Below are 18,255 nucleotides of genomic sequence, written 5' to 3' on the forward strand. Positions count from 1 at the left end.
GCCTACCTGTGCGTGTACGGCATGGAGAGTCCCGGCGGCTACCAGCTCATCGGTCGTACCGTGCCGATCTGGTCGGGGCTGCGCCAGTACGGCGCGTTCGCACCCGGCACCCCCTGGCTGCTGAGGTTCTTCGACCGGATCTCCTGGTACCCGGTGGAGCGGGAGGAACTGTTGGACATCCGGGCCGACCTGCTCGCAGGGCGGCACACGCTGGAGGTCGCCGACGGCGAGTTCGTGCTCGCCGACCACGAGCGTTTCCTGGCCGAGAACGCCGACTCCATCCGGGAGTTCGAGACCCGCAGGGACGCCGCGTTCGAGGCCGAGCGGGAGCGCTGGGAGGAGGCCGGGGAGTTCGAGGACCGCCCCGAACCCGCACCCGTGACGGCGGCGGCGTTCGACCTGCCTCCCGGAGCCTCGCCGGTGGAGGCGCCGCTGTCCGCGAGCGTGTGGAAGGTGGACGTCGAACCCGGGCAGACCGTGGCGGAGGGTGACCCCGTGGTGCGTCTGGAGGCCATGAAGCTGGAGGTGGTGGTCCGGGCGCCCCGAGGGGGCATCATCTCCGACATCCTCGTCGCCCCGGGACAGCACCTCGAACCCGGGAGCGCCATGGTCGTCATCACCGAAGGAGAGTCCGCCTGATGCCCACCCCCAGTGAACGCGTCGCCGCCGCCTACGCACGGATCGCCGAGGTCGACCGGCCGGAGGTCTGGATCACCCTGCGACCCGAACAGGAGGTCGCGATGGAGGCCGAGGCGTTGGAGGAGCGCCTGGCCTCGGGGGAGGAGCCGCCCCTGGCCGGTGTGCTCGTCGCGGTCAAGGACAACATCGACGTCGTGGGGCTGCCCACCACCGCCGGCCACCCCCGCTACGCGTACACCCCGAAGGTGAGCGCCACGGCGGTGGAACGGTTGGTGTCGGCGGGCGCGCTGGTGCTCGGCAAGACCAACCTGGACCAGTTCGCCACCGGACTGGTGGGGACCCGCAGTCCCTACGGCGCGGTCCGCAACGCCCTGGACCCCGAGCGGGTCTCCGGGGGGTCCAGCTCGGGGTCGGCGGTCGCGGTGGCCATGGGCATCGCGGACGTGGCGCTGGGCACCGACACCGCCGGTTCGGGGCGGGTGCCCGCCGCGCTGCACGGCATCGTCGGACTCAAACCGACGCTGGGGCTGGTCCCCAACGCCGGTGTGGTCCCGGCCGCCGCTCCCTACGACTCCGTCACGGTGTTCGCCGCGGACCAGGCCACCGCGGCGCGGGCGCTGCGGGTGATGGCCGGCCCGGACCCCCGGGACCCGAACGGTCGCGCCTGGCCTGCGGACGTGCGTCTGGCGCCCCGGGATCCGGCCCGGGTGGCGGTCCCGGACGCCACCGGGCTCGCCCCGCTCTCCGACGCCGAACGGGACGCCTTCCGCGCCGCTGCCGCCAGGCTGGTCGCCGCCGGGGTCGCGGTGGAGGAGGTCGACATCGCCCCGCTGTTGGAGGCCGCCCGGCTGCTCTACGACGGCGCCCTGGTCGCCGAGCGGCACGCCGCCGTGGGGGCGTTCCTGGCGGCGCACCGTGAGGACGAGGGCACCGACCCCACCGTCGCCGGGATCATCCTGGCCGCCGCCGACCTGTCCGCCCCGGCGCTGGCCACCGACCAACACCGCCTGGCCGCCTACAGGGCGACCGCGCGGGAGCTGCTGGACGGGTGCGACGGGCTGCTGGTGCCCACCACGGTGGGGCACCCGACCCTGGCGGAGGTGGCCGCCGACCCGGTGGGCGTGAACTCGCGTCTGGGCACCTACACCAACTTCGTCAACCTGCTCGACCTGGCCGCGGTCGCCGTCCCCGCCGGGACCGCCGACGGCCGCACGTTCGGGGTCAGCGTGGTCACGGGCGCCTTCGAGGACCAGGTGGCCCTGGACCTGGCCGGGCTCCTCACCGACCGGGAACCCGGCCGGGTCCACCCGTCCGACGTGGTCGAGCTGGCGGTGTTCGGCGCCCACCTGCGCGGTCAGCCGCTCGCGCACCAGCTCACCGACCTGGGCGCACGCTTCCTGGAGGACACCGAGACCGGCGCGGAGTATCGGCTGTACGCCCTGGACACCGTGCCGCCCAAACCCGGGCTCCAACGCGTGGCGCGGGACGGGGCGGCGATCCGCTGTGAGGTGTGGCTGATCTCCCGGGCCGGTCTGGGCGCGTTCCTGGCCGGTCTGCCCGCCCCCATGTCGCTGGGTGCGGTGACCCTCGCGGACGGGCGCACGGTGGTCGGCTTCGGCTGTGACGCCGCGGCCGTCGAGGGCGCGCAGGACATCACCGGCCACGGCGGTTGGCTCGCCTACAGGAAGTCCCTGGGCTGACCCCACCGACCGGGTCCCGCCGTCCGTCCCCCGGCGGCGGGATCCCCCGGGGCCCTCACCGGTCGGCGTGCTCCCGCTCGGCGGAGGTGCGGTCCGGGCGGCCGGCGAACAACGCGACACCGGTCTGCGCCAGGGCGAGGGCGCCCACCAGCAGCAGGACCGGCTCCCACGCGCCCACGGCCTGCCCGAGGGCGCCCGCGGCCACCGGCCCGCCGGCCGCCAGCAGGTAGCCCATGGACTGGGCCATGCCGGACAGGCGGACGGTCCGCTGGTGGGTGCCGCCGCGCAGCGCGATGAGCGCCAACGCCACCACGATCGCCCCGCCGGTGCTCGCCCCGGCCATGAGGATCCACAGCAGACCCCAACCCGGCGCCCACACCAGGCCCACCATGGCCACCACCATCGCGACGCTCACCACCAGGCACGCCGGGCGCTGCTCGGCCCGGCGACCCATGAGCGTGGTGACGGCCAGGCCGGCGACGATGCCCGCCACCTGGAAGCCGAACAGGTGCCAGCCGGCCGTGGTCGGGCTGACGCCCCGCGAGGCCTCCACGGTGGGCAGCCAGTTGATGAGCGTGAAGAAGGTGGTGGACTGCAGGCCCATGAACAGGGTGACCTGCCAGGCCCGGGCGGAGGCCCACACCGACCGTTCGGGTGCGTCCGAGGCCCGCGCCACCGCGCCCATCGGTTCGGGGGTGGGCAGTCGGCGCATGCGCACGGCCCACACCAGCACGGCCACCGCCACCAGTCCCGCCCACACGCCCAGTGCGGGGCGCCAGCTCCCCAGGAGGAAGGACACGGGAACCGCCAGGCCCGCCGCCAGGGCGGCGGAGGAGTTCATCACCGCGGTGTTGACCCCGGTCAACAGCGGGATGCGGGAGGGCTGGTCGCGTCGGATGATGGCGGGCACCAGCACGTTGCCCACGGCCACGGACGCCCCGATCATCGCGGTGCCGATCCACAGCGCGGGCAGCGGCGGCAGCGACCGGATGACGATCCCCGCGCACAGCACGACCATCGCCACCAGCACCAGCCGGTCCACGCCCCAACGGGCCGCCGGGCCGTGGACCAGCGGGGAGACGACGGCGAAGCCCAACAGGGGCAGTGCGCCCAACAGGCCCAGCTCCGGCGCGGACAGCCCGGTGGTGTCCCCGATCTGTTCCAGGACGGCCCCGACCGAGGTCAACGCCGGTCGCAGACAGGCGGCGACCAGGAACAGGGCGGTGAGGACCAGGACGGCCTGGGAACCGGAACGAACGGTGTCGGTGGTGCGCATGGGGCCTCGCATGGGGGCGCGGGTGAGGCATCGGATGAGCGGATGACGACGTCCAGGGCAGGCTAGCGCCTCCGTGTCCTTCCCGGAAGGGACCATGACGAAGGGCTCTGTTCCCACCTCGGTGGGAACAGAGCCCTTCGTGCCCCCGGGCCTCCGCGCCTGCGGAGACCCGGAAGGAACACCTCTAGTCGGCGGCGCGCTGGGGCGCCGCTCCCGACGGCGCGCGACGCGGGCGACGGCTCCGGTGGCCGCCCTGGCCCCCCTGGCCGTTCCCACCGCGATACCCACCGTGACCCCCACGGCGCGGACCACGACGGGGCTGGTCCTCACGCTCCCGGGGCAGGACCACCGGGACGCCGGAGGGCTCCTGCGCGCCGGTCACCCGGGCGAGCTCGGGGTCCTCGGCGTGCACCTGGGTGCTGCGGGCGTCGATCCGCGCCTGCTGCATCATGCGCGCCATGCCGCGACGCTGGCTGGGCAGTACCAGGGTGACCACGTTGCCGGACTGTCCCGCGCGGGCGGTACGGCCGCCGCGGTGCAAGTAGTCCTTGTGGTCGGTGGGCGGGTCCACGTTGACCACGAGGTCGAGGTCGTCCACGTGGATCCCGCGCGCCGCCACGTTGGTGGCGATCAGCGCGGTGACCGTGCCCTCCTTGAACTGCTTGAGGGTGCGGGTGCGCTGGGACTGCGACCGGCCACCGTGCAGCGGTGCCGCCCGGACGCCGCTCTCCAGCAGCTGGCGGGCCATCCGGTCCACGGCGTGCTTGGTGTCCAGGAACATGATGACCCGGCCGTCGCGGGCGGCGATCCGGGTCGCCGTGGCCTGCTTGTCGGCGTGGGACACGTGCATCAGGTGGTGTTCCATCGTGGTGACGGCGCCCTCGGAGGGGTCGACCGAGTGCACCACCGGGTCGTCGAGGAACCGGCGGACCAGCTGGTCCACGTTGCGGTCCAGGGTCGCCGAGAACAGCAGACGCTGGCCGTCGCCGGGGACCTCCTGGAGGATCCTGGTGACCTGCGGCATGAAGCCCATGTCGGTCATCTGGTCGGCCTCGTCCAGGACGGTGGCCTCCACCTGGTCCAGGACGCAGTCGCCGCGCTCCATCAGATCGATGAGGCGGCCCGGGGTGGCCACGACCAGGTCCACGCCCTGACGCAGGGCGCGTGCCTGGCGGTGGATGGGCATGCCGCCCACCACGGTGGTCATGCGCACCCGCACCGAGCGGGCGTAGGGCATGAGTGATTCGGTGACCTGCTGGGCGAGCTCACGGGTCGGGGCGAGCACCACCGCCAGGGGGTGGTGGGGCTCGGCGTCACGGCCGTCGAGACGGGCGAGCAGGGCCAGGCCGAAGGCCAGCGTCTTGCCCGAGCCGGTCCGGCTGCGGCCCAGGACGTCGCGGCCGGCGAGCGAGTTCGGCAGGGTCGCGGCCTGGATCGCCGACGGGGTGGTCAGACCCTGGCGTGCCAGGGTCGACTTCAGCGGCGCGGGCATCTCCAGGTCCTGGAACGCCTCCACCGGGTCCAGGCCCGGGGTGACGGTGACCGGGAGCGCGAACTCACCGGAGGGGCGTCCGCCGTTCGAGCGGCCTCGGGGACCGCCCTGTCGGGGGCCGCCGAAGGAGTCGCGCGGGCGCTGGCGCCCGTAGCCACCCGAAGGGCGAGGACGCCGGGTGTTGGAACGGGACGTGTGGTTCATGTGAGACCTTCCACCGACGACCCGTGCCGGGCGGTGAGATCCTCGATGACCTCGACGCTGAGCACCGGCGGCGCCGGGATAATACTGCGATGTGCACTGCCCGCACGGAGAATCCGGGGCGTGGCCGACGACCGGTGCCGATCGAGACGCGACGGCGAGAACAACCGGTCAGAAAAAGAAAAGGCAGGGGCCTGGGCCCAGAGGGCCGGCCCCTGCCTGGGAAAGAGCCTCAGCTCTCTCAGATCAGGGTGATGTTGTCAGCCTGAAGACCCTTGGTGCCCTGGGTCACATCGAACTCCACGGCCTGGCCCTCCGCGAGCTCGCGGTAGCCGTTGGCCTGAATGGCGGAGTAGTGCGCGAAGACGTCGGGACCGCCGCCGTCCTGCTCGATGAAGCCGAAGCCCTTTTCGCTGTTGAACCACTTGACCGTGCCGGTCGCCATGGGTATTCCTCTCGTTCGGGAGCATAAAGAAAACCGCGTGTGACGATTTCCCCGTCACCGCGGTGCACACCCGAAAAAGATAAAGATTTCAGCGGGTCACACTACTGCAACTCCGCTCAACCTAGCACACGTTCAGTACCTCGCCGGAGGGGTCCGCCGTGTCGCCGCGCACAGTGCAATCCGCGGTGGATCGCGGGGGAGCGAGGGGAGCCCGTGCAGAAACGGCCTCGCCCCCGCTACCTCGTGCGTCCCACCCGAGGTCAGGCGTCGTCGTCCGGCCGGGAGTGGCCGGGGTGACGCTCCGGAGCGGTCTCCTGTTCCCCCTCGGCCTCCAGGTCGTCGAACCGGGTGTGTTCGTTGCGCGGCGCGCCGGTCAGGTATCCGGCGCGGGCCATCGCCGCCCCGCCGACCGCCGTGGTGGCCAACTGGATCAGCAGGGCCAACCCCAGCGTGAACGCGCTGCCCACCGACGGTTGGTTCAGGAACAGGCCGATGATCACGGTGCCCGTGCCCAGGGCACCGGCGATCGTCACCGCGCTCAGCCGCGAGTACACGTCGGGGAGGCGGATCACCCCCACGGCGCCCACCAGGAACACGACCGCGCCGAGGAACATCAGGACGTCGCCGACGTCCTCCAACAGCTCGCTCATCGCTTGCCTCCCGCGGTCAGCCGGGCCAGGGACACCGCGGCCAGGAAGCCCACCAGGGTGGCCAACAGCACGATGTCCACCAGCAGGGACGTGCCCAGGCGCACACCCAACAGGGCCACCAGGCTCACGAACCCGAAGAAGATCATGTCGGAGCCGGCGCCCCGGTCCGCGCCGCTCGGGCCGCGCAGGATCCGGTACACCGACAGCACCATCGCGATGACGATCGCGCCCAGGGCCAGGTCGATCAGGATCATCGTCGTCGCCCCCTCTCGTCGCGTTCCAGGTCCCCGGGCCGGGTCGGCACCCCGTCGGGGCGGGTCGCCCGCAGGACCTGGTCCTCCATCGTGTGGACGTAGTCCAGCACCGACCGGTGGTCGTGGGCGTACATCGCGTGCACCCACACGGTCGCCGGGTTCTGCCGCGTGGCCACCGTGATGGTGCCCGGGGACAGCGACACCAGGTTGGACATGAGACTGATCTCGAAGTCGCTGCGGCAGCGCAGGGGCACCTCGACGAAGGCCGGGGTGATGTCGCCCTGCGGCCGAAGGATGTCGCGGGTCACCCGAAGCGACCCGGCCACGAGGTCGTAGGCCATGTACAGGGGGAGCCAGAACATCCCCAGGATCCAGGTCAGGAAGGTTCTCGGGGTCATCGCAGCACCGCCTCGACGTAGGTGGACGGGTCCAGCAGGTGCGCCGCCGCCTGGGCGCTGAGGTCCAGCAGGACCTGGGCGCCCAGACCGAGGGCCAGGGTGGTCACGGCCAACACCAGACCGGGCATCAGCAGGGCCGGGCGCACCCGGGGCGGGTCCTGGACCGCCACGCCGCCACCGGCGTGCTCACCGGTGTCCTGGTCGGCGCGCTCCTCGGGCGGGGTGCCCCAGAAGGCGCCGCCCCAGATCTTCAGCATGGACAGCAGGGTGACGACGCTGACCACCACCGCGGTGGCCGCCGCGGCCCACTGCCCGGCCTCCAGCGCGCCCGCCACCAGGGTCAGCTTGGCGACGAACCCGGAGAAGGGCGGCAGCCCCGCCAGGGACAGCGCACCGGCCATGAACACGAGCGCCAGCAGGGGTTCGCGCCGGGCGATGCCGCCGAGACGGTCCAGGGCCCCGGTCCCGTGGGTGTGCTCGATCGCTCCGGTCGACAGGAACAGCGACGCCTTCACGAACATGTGGTGGATGAGGTAGAAGATCCCGGCCATCAGGCCCAGCTGCGTGAACAGGGCCACGCCCAGCAGGATGTAGCCGATCTGGCTGATCATGTGGAACACCAGGATGGAGCGCGTGGTGTCCTCGCCCACGGCGCCGAGCACCCCGATCGCCATGGTCAGCGAGAACGCCAGGACGCCGATCCACAGGAACCGCGCGTCGCCGTCGAACACCACCGCGTACAGCCGGTAGATGGCGTAGATGGCCACCTTGGTGTGCAGCCCGGAGAACAGGGCGGTCACCGCCACCGAGGTACCGGTGTAGGCGCGGGTCAGCCAGCCGTGCACCGGCACCACCGCGGCCTTCACGCACAGGGCGAGGATGACCACCCCGGCGCCCACGGCCACCGCGGGCGACTCCGACGCGGCCCCGGCCAGCGCGGCCAGGTTCACCGTGCCGGCCGACCCGTACACCAGGGCCACACCGGACAGGAAGATGGTGGAGGTGAGCAGGTTCAGGGTGACGTACACCCGCCCGGCCCGGATCCGCCCTCGCCCGCCGAGCATGGCGAGCAGACCGTAGGCGGGCAACAGCATGACCTCGATGAACACGAACATGTTGAACACGTCCGCGGTCATCAACGCACCCGCCACACCGGCGGACAGCACCAGGACCAGTGGGCCGAAGTAGGAGGCCCGGTCGTCGCCCACGGCGATCGCGAAGGCCGCGCACACCACCACCAGCAGGGAGGTGGCCCACAGCATGAGGGCGCTGAAGGCGTCCACGACCAAGGGGATGGCGATCCCGCCCGGCCACAACGCCACGTTGTGGGCCAGCACCGCGCCGTCGCGCACCAGCCACAGCAGCCAGGTGCTCACCGCGAGGGTGACCGTCCCGGGGGCGAGCAACAGCACCCGGTCCAGCGGACGCGGCACCCGCAGCAGCACCAGGATCCCCGCGACCGCCAGGGGCATGGCGATCAGGAGCGAGAGGAGGGCGGTGTTCACGAGGCGTCCTCCGTGTCGTCGTCACGGCCGGTCGCCGCGAGGGTGAGCATGTAGATCGTGATCGAGAAGGCGATGACGATCGCGGTGAGCACGAACGCCTGGGGCAGTGGGTCGGAGGCCTCGTCCGCCGCGGTGTACCCCAGCAGGGGCTGGGCCCGCAGGTAGGTGCCGCCCGCCGCCATGAGCAGGAGGTTCGCGGCGTGGCCCAGCAGCACGAAGCCGAGGATGATCCGCACCATGCCCCGTTGGAGCATGAGGAAGACGGCCCCCGCCACGAGGACACCGATGGTGATGGCCAGGGTCATCGCACACCTCCGTCGTCGACGTGGATCCGGTCGGCGGGTGCCTCCGCCTCGTCGGGCGGCCCCTCGCGCCGCCCGGGTGGGTCGTCATCGTTCGTCGGCGGCTGGTCCTCGGTGGGCGCCATGGTGCCGCCGGTGGACTCCCCGGGCAGGGAGCCCTCCACCCCCAACTGGTTGAGGGCGGTCAGGACCACGCCGACCACCGCCAGGTACACACCGACGTCGAACAGCAGCGCGGTCGTCAGGTGCTGTTCGCCGAGCAGCGGCAGCGTCACGTAGCCGTGCAGTGGACGCAGGAACGCCCCGTCCAGGTAGCCGAGCAGGCCCGAGGCGACGGCGATGATCACGCCGCTGCCGATGATCCTCGGATAGGCCAGGCTGATCCTCGCCACGGACGCGCTGGGCGCCGCCAGGTACATCAGGGCGAAACCGGCCCCGCCCACCAGACCGGCGATGAAACCACCGCCGACGTCGGTGTGTCCGCGCACGAACAGCAGCAGCGACCAGAACACGATCAGCGGCAGGAGGACGTAGGTGGCCGCGCGCATCACCAGGGTGTTGTCGTCGGCGTCGTAGGCGGCGCTGGAGGGGCCGACGGCCAGCGTGCGGTCGCTGTGCGCCGGCAGCAGTCCGCTGGAGTTCAGCACGGCGATGATGATGAGTCCGGCCACGCCCAGCACCACCAGTTCGCCCAGGGTGTCCAGGGCCCGGTAGTCCACCAGGATCGTGTTGACCACGTTGGTGCCCCCGGTGTCCTCCTCGGAGTTGTCGAGGAAGTACCGCGACACCTCCGAGGGCTCCCGGCGTCCGGTGAGGAAGTAGGCACCGAGCGCCGCCGACGCCCCCGCCACGATGGCGATCGCGCCGGTGACCACGGCCCGGGGCCGGGGGATCCGGTGGAAGCGCCGGGGCAGCCGGCGCAGCACCAGGGCGGCGATGACCACGGTGAGGATCTCCACCACGAGCTGGGTGAGCGCCACGTCGAAGGCGCCGAGCAGGAACAGCCACAGCGCCGTGGTGAACCCGGCGACACCGACCATGACCAGGCCGGCCGTGCGGGAACCGGTCACGACGGCGCCGCACACGGAGGTCACGGCCAGGGTGACCAGCAACCAGTCGAGCGGGCCGGAGGGGTCGCCGTACAGACCGGGGACGTCCGGCCCGATGACCAGGACCGCGGCCGCCAGGGCCGCGACCAGCAGGATCGGCACGACCAGGTGGCGCGGGGGAGCGTCGGAGCGGGTGAGGTCGCCGGTGCGGCGGCCCAGCCGGATGATCCCCGACCGCAGAGCCTCGAAGATCGTGACACCCCGTACCGGGAAGAGCCGACGTCCGGCCAGTCGTTCACCGGAGGCGGTCCACCACACCAGGAGCGCCCCCAGCGCGATCGCGGCCAGCGACATGAACAGGTCCACCGACAACCCGTGCCACAGGGTCAGTTCGGCCTTGGCGTCCTCGGCCCCGACGGCGTCGGCGGCGGCCCGCTCGGCCATGGGGTTCAGCGTGGAGACCGCCGGACCGAGCGCCAGGCCCAGCCCGGCGGCGAGGGCCGCCGGCCCCACGAACCCGGGGACCGCCTCGACGACGTCGTCCTGCGGGGCGCGCGGGGAGCCCCAGAAGGCCCCGTGCACGAACCGGTACGTGTAGGCGAAGGTGAACACCGAGGCGAGCACGGCGACCGTCCCGGCCAGGGGAGCGATCCACCCGGGTCCGGGTGCCTCCAGCAACCCCTTGAAGACGTTCTCCTTGCTGACGAAGCCCAGCAGCGGCGGGATGCCCGCCATGGACAGCCCGGCCAGCGTCGCCACGGTCGCGGTGACCGGCATGCGGCGCCGTAGCCCCCCGAGTTCACGCAGGTCGCGGGTGCCCGCCTGGTGGTCGACCACCCCCACCACCATGAACAGCGCGGCCTTGAACAGAGCGTGCGCGAAGGTGTGCACCGCGGCCGCCACCAGCGCCGCCTCCGTGCCCACTCCGATCACGGCCACCAACAGCCCCAGCTGACTCACGGTCGAGTACGCCGCCAGTTCCTTGAGGTCGTGCTGTTGGAGCGCGAACACCGCACCGATCACCGCGGTGACCAGACCGAAGGTGAGGAGCGTGAGGTTCCACACCGGGAGCGCGCCGAAGGCCGGCGTGAACCGCATCAGCAGGAAGATCCCGGCCTTGACCATGGCCGCGGCGTGCAGGTAGGCGCTGACCGGGGTACTCGCCGCCATGGCGTCCGGCAGCCAGTAGTGGAAGGGGAACTGCGCGGACTTGGTGAAGGCCGCCAGGATCACCAGGAGCGCCACCACCGACGCGAAGGTGGGGTCCTCGCCCCACACCGGGTCGGCCAGGATCACGCTCAGTCGTGTGGTCCCGACCTTCAGGGCCATGAGGACCACGGCCGTCATCAGCGCCAGCCCGCCCACCACGGTGAGCAGGAACGTGCGGATCGCCGGGCGGCTGCCGGCGGGTCCGGACAGGCCGATCAGGTAGAACGAGGCGATGGTCGTGAGCTCCCAGAACACGAAGAGCAGCACGACGTCGTCGGCCAGGACCAGTCCCGTCATCGCGAACGCGAACAGGGTCATGAGGGCGTAGAAGCCCAGGCGCGGGCCGCGCGGGAAGTAGCGGGTCGAGTAGGCCAGGATGAGCGCGCCGACGCCCGTGACCAGCAGGGTGAACAACCAGCCGATGCCGTCCATGCGCAGGCGTAGCTCGACCCCGATGGTGGGCATCCAGGGTCGGACGAACTCGATCGTGCGTCCTTCGCCGAGCACCTGCGGAGCCAGGGCCAGGACCACACCGGCCAGTGCCAGCAGCACCAGCGCGAGCGGCCATCCGGCGTCGCGTCCGAGGAGGCGGTCGAGAGGGAACGTCACGACCACGGCGGCGGCGAGGAACAGAAGCAGTATCAGAAGTACCACGTCACCGTCATTTCACACTTTCCGGCCGCTCCCTAGCCGACACAGCGCCGAGGGAACGACGATGGCGTCCTTTCGTCGTCTTCTTTTTTTATTCGGTTATGCATGTTGTCGTGGATTTTCCGCGATGACGGTGCGGTGCCGTCGATCGCGCCCACGGTCGACCCCTGTGGACCCCCTGGCCAGAAGGCGTCGTCCGCAGCGGACGACGTCGCCTGGGTGTCGTGGTCGATACCGGAGGCGTGGGGAGGGCACCGCTGACGGCGACCTCCCTCCGTCGGCGACCCATGGGTCGCCTGTGAAGCCAGTGGTCGTCGACCCTAACAAGGCGGGGTGAAAGTTGAAAAGCCGATCAAAGCGATCGTGGTAATGGACACGAATGGCGTGAGGATGTTTATCGCCCGCTCCTCGGGTATGGCGGGCGCACGCGAACGGGGCCCCGCCCTCCCCTCAGCGGTGGGGCCCCGTTCGCGAGCGGCGCCGTCGGCTAGCGCGCGCTGTCGCCTTCGGTGTCGGACGTCGTCTCGGCGAGATCGTCGAACTTCGTGGCTTCCGAGGGTTTCACCCCGGTGAGGTAACCGGCCCGCGCGATGGCGTTGCCGCCGACGGCGGCGGTCGCCAATTGGATCAGCAGGGCCAGTCCGATCTTGGCGGCGTTCTCCCAGCTCGGGAGGTGGAGCAACAGCCCCAAGAGCAGCAGGGCGGTGCCGAGGGCACCGGCCACGGTGACCCCGCTCAGTCGTGCGTAGAAGTCACGGAGCCTCAGCAGGCCGATCGCGCCGACCAGGAAGACGAGGGCTCCGGCGATCATGCACGCGACGGCGGCGACGTCCAACACACTCATCGCTGACCTCCGGTGATCAGTCGGGCCAGGGAGAGGGCGGCCAGGAACCCGACCAGGGTGCACACCAGGACGATGTCCACCACCAGTTCCGTGTCCAGGCGGAAACCGAGCATGATGACCAGGCCCACGAAGCCGAAGAAGACCACGTCGGAGGCGGCACCGCGGTCGGCCGCCGACGGACCGGTGAGGATCCGGTAGGCGGCGATGGCCATCGCGACGACGATCGCGGCCAGGCCGATATCGATGACCTGCATCAGCGGTTTCCTCCCTTGACGGTGGCCCGCCGTGCCGGCCGGGGCGGACGGGTGACCGCGAGGATGCGGTCCTCCATGGCGTGGATCTCCTCGCGGAAGGACGCGTGGTCCTCCACGTACAACCCGTGCACCCACAGGGTGGAGGGGTCGTGACGCACGGCCACGGTGACCGTCCCCGGGGTCAGGGAGATGAGGTTGGCCAGCATCGTCACCTCGAAGTCGGTCCGGCAGCGGATCGGTACCTCCACGAACGCCGGGGTCGAGGAGCTTCCCGGGGTGATGATGTCCCGCATGACCTGAAGGGAGGTCTTGATGATCTCCCCACCCGCGTAGAAGGGGAACCAGAGCACACGAAGGGCCCACTTCAGCTGGTTCATCGTCCCAACACCGCCTCGACGTAGGTGGACGTGTCCAAGAGGTTCGCGGCGGCCTGCGCGCTGAGGTCGAGCAGGAGTTCGGCACCGAGCCCGATGCAGAGCGTGGCCACGGTCAGCATCAGCCCAGGGAGGATCAGGGCCGTCCGGATCCTCGGTGGTGCGGCGGTCCGTACGGAGCCACCGTTGGCGCCGGCGGTGGAGGTGTCGTCCGGTTCGGCGACGGGTGGCTCCTTGCCCCAGAACACACCGCCCCAGATCTTGAGCATGGACATCAGGGTGATGAGGCTGACCGCGATCATCACGGCCATGACCGTCCACTGCTGGGACTCGACGGCCGCCAGGACCAGGGAGAGCTTGGCGACGAAGCCGGAGAAGGGCGGCAGACCGGCCAGGGAGAGCGCCGCTCCCATGAAGACCAGCCCGATGAGGGGTTCGCGTCTGGCGATGCCGCCGAGGCGGTCCAGGGCCCCGGTCCCGTGGGTGTGCTCGATCGCTCCGGTGGAGAGGAAGAGCGAGGCCTTCACGATCATGTGGTGGATCAGGTAGAAGATCCCCGCCATGAGCCCCAACTCGGTGAACAGGGCCACGCCCAACAGGATGTAGCCGATCTGGCTGATCATGTGGAACACCAGGATGGAGCGTGTGGTGTTCTCACCGACGGCTCCCATGACGCCGATGAGCATGGTGAGGGTGAAGGCCACGACGCCGATCCACAGGAACTTGGCGTCCCCGTCGAACACCAGCGCGTACAGCCGGTAGATGGCGTAGATGGCCACCTTGGTGTGCAGACCGGAGAACAGCGCCGTGATCGCCGGGGAGGCGCCCGGGTAGGTGCGGGTCAGCCACCCGTGCACCGGGACGACCGCCGCCTTGATGGACAGGGCGAGGATGACCACGCCCATGCCGACCGCGACCATCGGTGACTCGTGGGCGGCCCCGGCGAGTTCGCCGAGGTGCACGGTGCCCGCGGCGGCGTAGACCAGCGCCACACCGGCCAGGAAGATGGTCGATGTCAGCAGGTTGACGGTGACGTAGATGCGTCCGGCCCGCAGTCGGCCCAGGGCACCCAGCATCGCCAGCAGTCCGTACGAGGGCAACAGCATGACCTCGATGAAGACGAACATGTTGAAGATGTCGGCGGTGAGGAGCGCCCCGGACACACCGGCCGTGAGCACCAGCACCAGTGGGGCGAAGAAGGACTGCCGGTCGTCTCCGGTGGCCACCGCGAACAGTGAGCAGACCAGGGCCAACAACGACGTCGTCCACAGCATGAGGGCGCTGAACACGTCCGCGACGAACGGAATGGCGATGCCGTCCTGCCACAGCCCGACGTTGTGCGCGTAGACGGTGCCGTCCCGCGTGAGCCAGATCAGCCCGGCCCCGCCGAGCATCGCCGCCGTGCTGGGGGCCAAGAGCAGGGCCCGGCGCACCCAGAGCGGGCCGCGCACCACGACCAGTAGGCCCGCCCCGAGCAACGGGACGCCCACGAAGAGGGGCAGCAGAGCGGGAATCATGGGTTTCCCTCGGTGTCGTCGTCGCCGCCGGAGGCGGCGAGGGTGAGCATGTAGATCGCGATGGAGAAGGCGATGACGATCGCGGTCAGCACGAACGCCTGAGGAAGCGGATCCGCGGCGGTCAGGGCCGTGCCGAACTGGAGCAACGGCATGTCCCTACGGAACACCCCGCCCGCGGACATGATGAGGAGGTTGACCGCGTGCCCCACCAGGAGCAGACCGAGGACGATGCGCACCATGCCGCGTTGGAGCATCAGGTAGACGCCACCGGCGGTCATGATGGCGATGGTGATGGCGAGGGTCATCGCTTGCCTCCAGCGGTGGAGCCGTCCAGGGACGGCGAGCGGTCCGGGGCGCCCACGGACTCCTCACCTTGGTCAGGAGCCGGTGGATCACCCGAACCGTCGGTGGATCCGCGCCCACGCTCCAGGCCGAGCTCGTTGAGTGCGGTGAGCAGGACGCCCACGACGGCGAGATAGACGCCGATGTCGAAGATGAACGCCGTGGTGAAGTGGAAGTAGCCGCCCCAGGCCAGCGGGATCTCCGCGTGCAACGGCTTGAGGAAGGAACCGTCGAGGTAGCCCAGGAACCCGGAGAACGCGGCGACGATGACACCCGCCCCGATGATCGCCGGGTAGGCCAGCCGGATCCGTGCGGCCCGGTCACTGGGCGCCGCCAGGTAGGTGAGGGCGAATCCGGCCCCGCCCACCAACCCGGCGATGAACCCTCCACCGGGCTCGTTGTGGCCCCGGAACAGGAGGTAGAGCGACCAGAGGACCAAGAGCGGCATGAGGAACCGACCGACGGTACGCATGAGCACGGTGTTGTCCGCCGGGTCGAAGGCCGCGTTGGTCGGGCTGACGGTGACCTGTCGTGAGTCGTGTGTGGGCAGCAGGTCGCTGGAGCGTAGGACCGCGATGATGATGAGTCCGGCCACCCCCAGCACCGTGAGTTCGCCCAGGGTGTCCAGGGCTCGGTAGTCCACCAGGATCGTGTTCACCACGTTGGTGCCACCGGTGTCCTCCGGCGCGTTGCCGAGGAAGTACTCGGCGGCCGGGGAGAGCTCCCGACGTCCGGTGAGGGCGAAGGCCGCCACGCCCATGCAGAGTCCGGCCGCGATGGCGATGACGGCGGTCAACGCCGAGCGGCTCCGTCGCACGCCGTGGAAGCGGCGAGGGAGACGGCGTAGGACCAGGACCGCCACGACCACGGTCAGGATCTCGACCAGCAGTTGGGTGAGAGCGACGTCGAACGCGCCCAGGAAGAAGAGCCACAGCGCCGTCGTGAATCCGGCGATACCGACCAGGGCCAGACCGGCCATGCGGGATCGTGTGATGACGGCGGATCCGACGGCGACGGCCATCAGGCCCACGAGCAACCAGTCCAGGCCCAGAGAGGTCTGTCCGGCCACCGGTGGCAGGTCCACGCCCACCACGGTGACGACCGAGGCGAGCGCGATGATGAGTACCATCGGCGCGCCGAGGTGGAAGGCCGGGGAGTCGAACCTGGTGAGATCACCCGCTCGCCTGCCCAGCCGGATGATGCCGTTGTACAGGGACTCGAAGATCCCCACACCGGTGACCGGGACGAAATCGTGTCCGGCCAGCGCGTCACCCACCCGGGACCGCCAGGCCACGAACGAGCCCAGACCGATCGCCGTCATGGACATGAGCAACGCGGCGTTGACGCCGTGCCACAACACGAGATGGGCGTCGGTCGTCTGGAACGTGGTGTTGACCGCCACCTCGTTGACCAGGGGGTCCAGGACCGGCACCGTCAGGCCGAGGAGCACGCCTCCGAGCGCGGCGATGCCGGCCGGTGCCCAGAAACCGATGCCGGCCTCCTCCGCGCCGGCCTCCCGCGACCCCTCCGCGCTCCGGGAGACTCCGAAGAAGGTCCGGTGGACGAACCGGAAGGAGTAGGCGAAGGTGAAGACCGAGGCACCGACCGCGACGATCCCCGCCAACGGACCCGACCAGCCCGGGCCAGGGGCGTTCAGGAACGCCTCGAACAGGTTCTCCTTGCTGATGAAGCCCAACAGTGGTGGGATGCCCGCCATCGACAGCGCGGACAGCGTGGCCACCGTGGCCGTGACCGGCATGCGGTGGCGCAGGCCCCCCAACCTGCGAAGATCACGGGTGCCGGTCTGATGGTCGACCAGCCCGACCACCATGAACAGGGCGGACTTGAACAGGGCGTGCGCCACGGTGTGCACGGACGCGGCCACCAGCGCCTCGGGGGTACCCACCCCGATCACCGCCACCAGCAGACCCAACTGGCTGACCGTGGAGAAGGCCGCCAGTCGCTTGAGATCGGTCTGTTGAAGGGCGAAGAACGCACCCATCAACGCGGTGACCAGACCTGCGGTGATGAGTACGGAGTTCCACAGGAGCAGGTCGCCGAACGCCGGCGTGAACCGCATCGCCAGGTAGATGCCGGCCTTGACCATGGCCGCGGCGTGCAGGTAGGCGCTGACCGGGGTACTCGCGGCCATGGCGTCCGGCAGCCAGTAGTGGAACGGGAACTGCGCCGACTTGGTGAACACGGCCACGATCACCAGCAGGGCGACCACCGACACGAACACCGGCTCCCGGGTCCAGGACTCGTCCGCCAGGATCTCGCTCAGCCGCGTCGTACCGGTGCGCACCACCAAGAGCACGACGGCGCCCAGGAGCGCCAGTCCGCCCATCGCGGTGAGCAGGAACGTGCGGATGGCGGATCGGTCGGCGGTGAGACCGGACAGTCCGATCAGGTAGAACGACGCGATCGTGGTCAGTTCCCAGAACACGAAGAGCAGCACGACGTCGTCGGCCAGGACCAGACCGGTCATCGCGAACGCGAACAGACTCATCAGGCAGTAGAAACCGAGCCTGCGCCCAGGCGGGAAGTACCGCGTGGAGTAGGCCATGATCAGCGTGCCGATTCCGGTCACCAGCATCGTGAACAGCCAGCCCAGGCCGTCCATACGCAGGTGCAGGTCCACGCCCAGGCTCGGCATCCACGGTCGCGAGTACTCCAGGGCGGAGCCCGCTCCCAGTACCTGGGGAGCCTGGACGGCCACCAGCACGGTCAGGGCGAGGAACACGGCGGCGATCGGCCACCCCGCGTTGCGGCCCAGGAACCTGTCCAGTAACGGTGTGCTCGCGACGGTCACGGCGAGCACGATGAGCAGAAGCAGCAGCACCACGCCACTGTCCTTTCACGGCGGATCACCGTGCGGCCTCACCCGGAACGGTTCGCGCGGGTGGGCACACGGTGGGGTGGAAGGGAGAAGACCTGAGGGCGGCCGGGCCGCCGTCAGCCGCGTCCCGGCGGGCAGGCGCTGAGTTCGCCGTGGGCGTTGGTGCCCCAAGAAGTGGTGTATCCGTTGGTGCCGAGGGGGCGTCGGTTGCCGACCGGCAGCTTGGAGCGCTCCCCGAAGCGGCTGCGACGCAGCCGGCACGCGGGTGCGATGGCCGAAGGGATCATCCTGTGTGCTCCGTGGGCATGGGTCGG

General features: G+C 70.6%; 18 protein-coding genes. 2 read left to right on the forward strand and 16 right to left on the reverse strand.

The window, feature by feature from the left end; all coding sequences use genetic code 11:
- Both DSY14_RS19400 and atzF read left to right on the forward strand, forming a co-directional pair.
- Positions 1-639, forward strand: a 639-nt coding sequence (locus DSY14_RS19400) for an acetyl-CoA carboxylase biotin carboxyl carrier protein subunit (protein ID WP_211718015.1), incomplete at its 5' end; no start/stop codon positions are given.
- A complete protein-coding gene (gene atzF, locus DSY14_RS19405; protein WP_211718016.1) occupies positions 639-2,339 on the forward strand; it encodes an allophanate hydrolase in 1,701 nt (566 codons plus the stop codon). The genes DSY14_RS19400 and atzF, both read left to right, overlap by 1 nt.
- 55 nt (positions 2,340-2,394) lie before the next feature.
- Here the strand turns inward: atzF and DSY14_RS19410 are convergent, their stop codons facing one another.
- The 16 genes from DSY14_RS19410 to DSY14_RS19485 all read right to left on the reverse strand — a co-directional run.
- Positions 2,395-3,615 carry an MFS transporter gene (locus tag DSY14_RS19410; RefSeq protein ID WP_211718017.1) on the reverse strand — a complete coding sequence of 407 codons (1,221 nt, stop codon included), beginning with the start codon at positions 3,613-3,615 and terminating at the stop codon, positions 2,395-2,397.
- Positions 3,616-3,799: 184 nt separating this feature from the next.
- Positions 3,800-5,311 carry a DEAD/DEAH box helicase gene (locus DSY14_RS19415; RefSeq protein ID WP_211718018.1) on the reverse strand — a complete coding sequence of 504 codons (1,512 nt, stop codon included), beginning with the start codon at positions 5,309-5,311 and terminating at the stop codon, positions 3,800-3,802.
- A 238-nt stretch (positions 5,312-5,549) separates the two neighbouring features.
- Positions 5,550-5,753 carry a cold-shock protein gene (locus tag DSY14_RS19420; RefSeq protein ID WP_211718019.1) on the reverse strand — a complete coding sequence of 68 codons (204 nt, stop codon included), beginning with the start codon at positions 5,751-5,753 and terminating at the stop codon, positions 5,550-5,552.
- Between the two features lie 260 nt (positions 5,754-6,013).
- Positions 6,014-6,403 (reverse strand): monovalent cation/H(+) antiporter subunit G, encoded by a 390-nt coding sequence (mnhG, locus tag DSY14_RS19425; RefSeq protein WP_211718020.1) that lies wholly within the window; start codon positions 6,401-6,403, stop codon positions 6,014-6,016.
- Entirely contained in the window at positions 6,400-6,657 is a 258-nt protein-coding gene (locus DSY14_RS19430; RefSeq protein ID WP_211718021.1) for a monovalent cation/H+ antiporter complex subunit F, read from the reverse strand. Before DSY14_RS19430 ends, mnhG (DSY14_RS19425) begins: the two co-directional genes overlap by 4 nt.
- Positions 6,654-7,055 (reverse strand): Na+/H+ antiporter subunit E, encoded by a 402-nt coding sequence (locus DSY14_RS19435; protein WP_211718022.1) that lies wholly within the window; start codon positions 7,053-7,055, stop codon positions 6,654-6,656. The genes DSY14_RS19430 and DSY14_RS19435 overlap by 4 nt, the downstream gene beginning before the upstream one ends.
- The gene (locus DSY14_RS19440) at positions 7,052-8,560 is read right to left on the reverse strand and encodes a monovalent cation/H+ antiporter subunit D family protein (protein WP_211718023.1); all 1,509 of its coding nucleotides are present in this window, start codon (positions 8,558-8,560) and stop codon (positions 7,052-7,054) included. Before DSY14_RS19440 ends, DSY14_RS19435 begins: the two co-directional genes overlap by 4 nt.
- The gene (locus DSY14_RS19445; RefSeq protein ID WP_211718024.1) at positions 8,557-8,865 is read right to left on the reverse strand and encodes a sodium:proton antiporter; all 309 of its coding nucleotides are present in this window, start codon (positions 8,863-8,865) and stop codon (positions 8,557-8,559) included. The genes DSY14_RS19440 and DSY14_RS19445 overlap by 4 nt, the downstream gene beginning before the upstream one ends.
- Positions 8,862-11,774: a DUF4040 family protein gene (locus DSY14_RS19450; protein ID WP_211718025.1), complete on the reverse strand. Its 2,913-nt coding sequence runs from the start codon at positions 11,772-11,774 to the stop codon at positions 8,862-8,864. The genes DSY14_RS19445 and DSY14_RS19450 overlap by 4 nt, the downstream gene beginning before the upstream one ends.
- 484 nt (positions 11,775-12,258) lie before the next feature.
- Positions 12,259-12,615: a monovalent cation/H(+) antiporter subunit G gene (gene mnhG, locus DSY14_RS19455; RefSeq protein ID WP_211718026.1), complete on the reverse strand. Its 357-nt coding sequence runs from the start codon at positions 12,613-12,615 to the stop codon at positions 12,259-12,261.
- On the reverse strand, positions 12,612-12,869 hold the full coding sequence (locus tag DSY14_RS19460; protein WP_211718027.1) for a monovalent cation/H+ antiporter complex subunit F: 258 nt from the start codon (positions 12,867-12,869) through the stop codon (positions 12,612-12,614). Before DSY14_RS19460 ends, mnhG (DSY14_RS19455) begins: the two co-directional genes overlap by 4 nt.
- Positions 12,869-13,246 carry a Na+/H+ antiporter subunit E gene (locus DSY14_RS19465; RefSeq protein ID WP_211718028.1) on the reverse strand — a complete coding sequence of 126 codons (378 nt, stop codon included), beginning with the start codon at positions 13,244-13,246 and terminating at the stop codon, positions 12,869-12,871. Before DSY14_RS19465 ends, DSY14_RS19460 begins: the two co-directional genes overlap by 1 nt.
- A complete protein-coding gene (locus DSY14_RS19470; RefSeq protein WP_211718029.1) occupies positions 13,243-14,760 on the reverse strand; it encodes a monovalent cation/H+ antiporter subunit D family protein in 1,518 nt (505 codons plus the stop codon). The genes DSY14_RS19465 and DSY14_RS19470 overlap by 4 nt, the downstream gene beginning before the upstream one ends.
- A complete protein-coding gene (locus tag DSY14_RS19475; protein ID WP_211718030.1) occupies positions 14,757-15,065 on the reverse strand; it encodes a sodium:proton antiporter in 309 nt (102 codons plus the stop codon). Before DSY14_RS19475 ends, DSY14_RS19470 begins: the two co-directional genes overlap by 4 nt.
- On the reverse strand, positions 15,062-17,947 hold the full coding sequence (locus DSY14_RS19480) for a DUF4040 family protein (RefSeq protein WP_211718031.1): 2,886 nt from the start codon (positions 17,945-17,947) through the stop codon (positions 15,062-15,064). Before DSY14_RS19480 ends, DSY14_RS19475 begins: the two co-directional genes overlap by 4 nt.
- A gap of 110 nt (positions 17,948-18,057) precedes the next feature.
- On the reverse strand, positions 18,058-18,255 hold a 198-nt coding region (locus DSY14_RS19485), incomplete at its 5' end, for a hypothetical protein (RefSeq protein ID WP_211718032.1).

Origin of the sequence: Nocardiopsis sp. MG754419 (assembly GCF_018207095.1) — a bacterium.
In the GTDB taxonomy this organism is placed as follows: Bacteria; Actinomycetota; Actinomycetes; order Streptosporangiales; family Streptosporangiaceae; genus Nocardiopsis.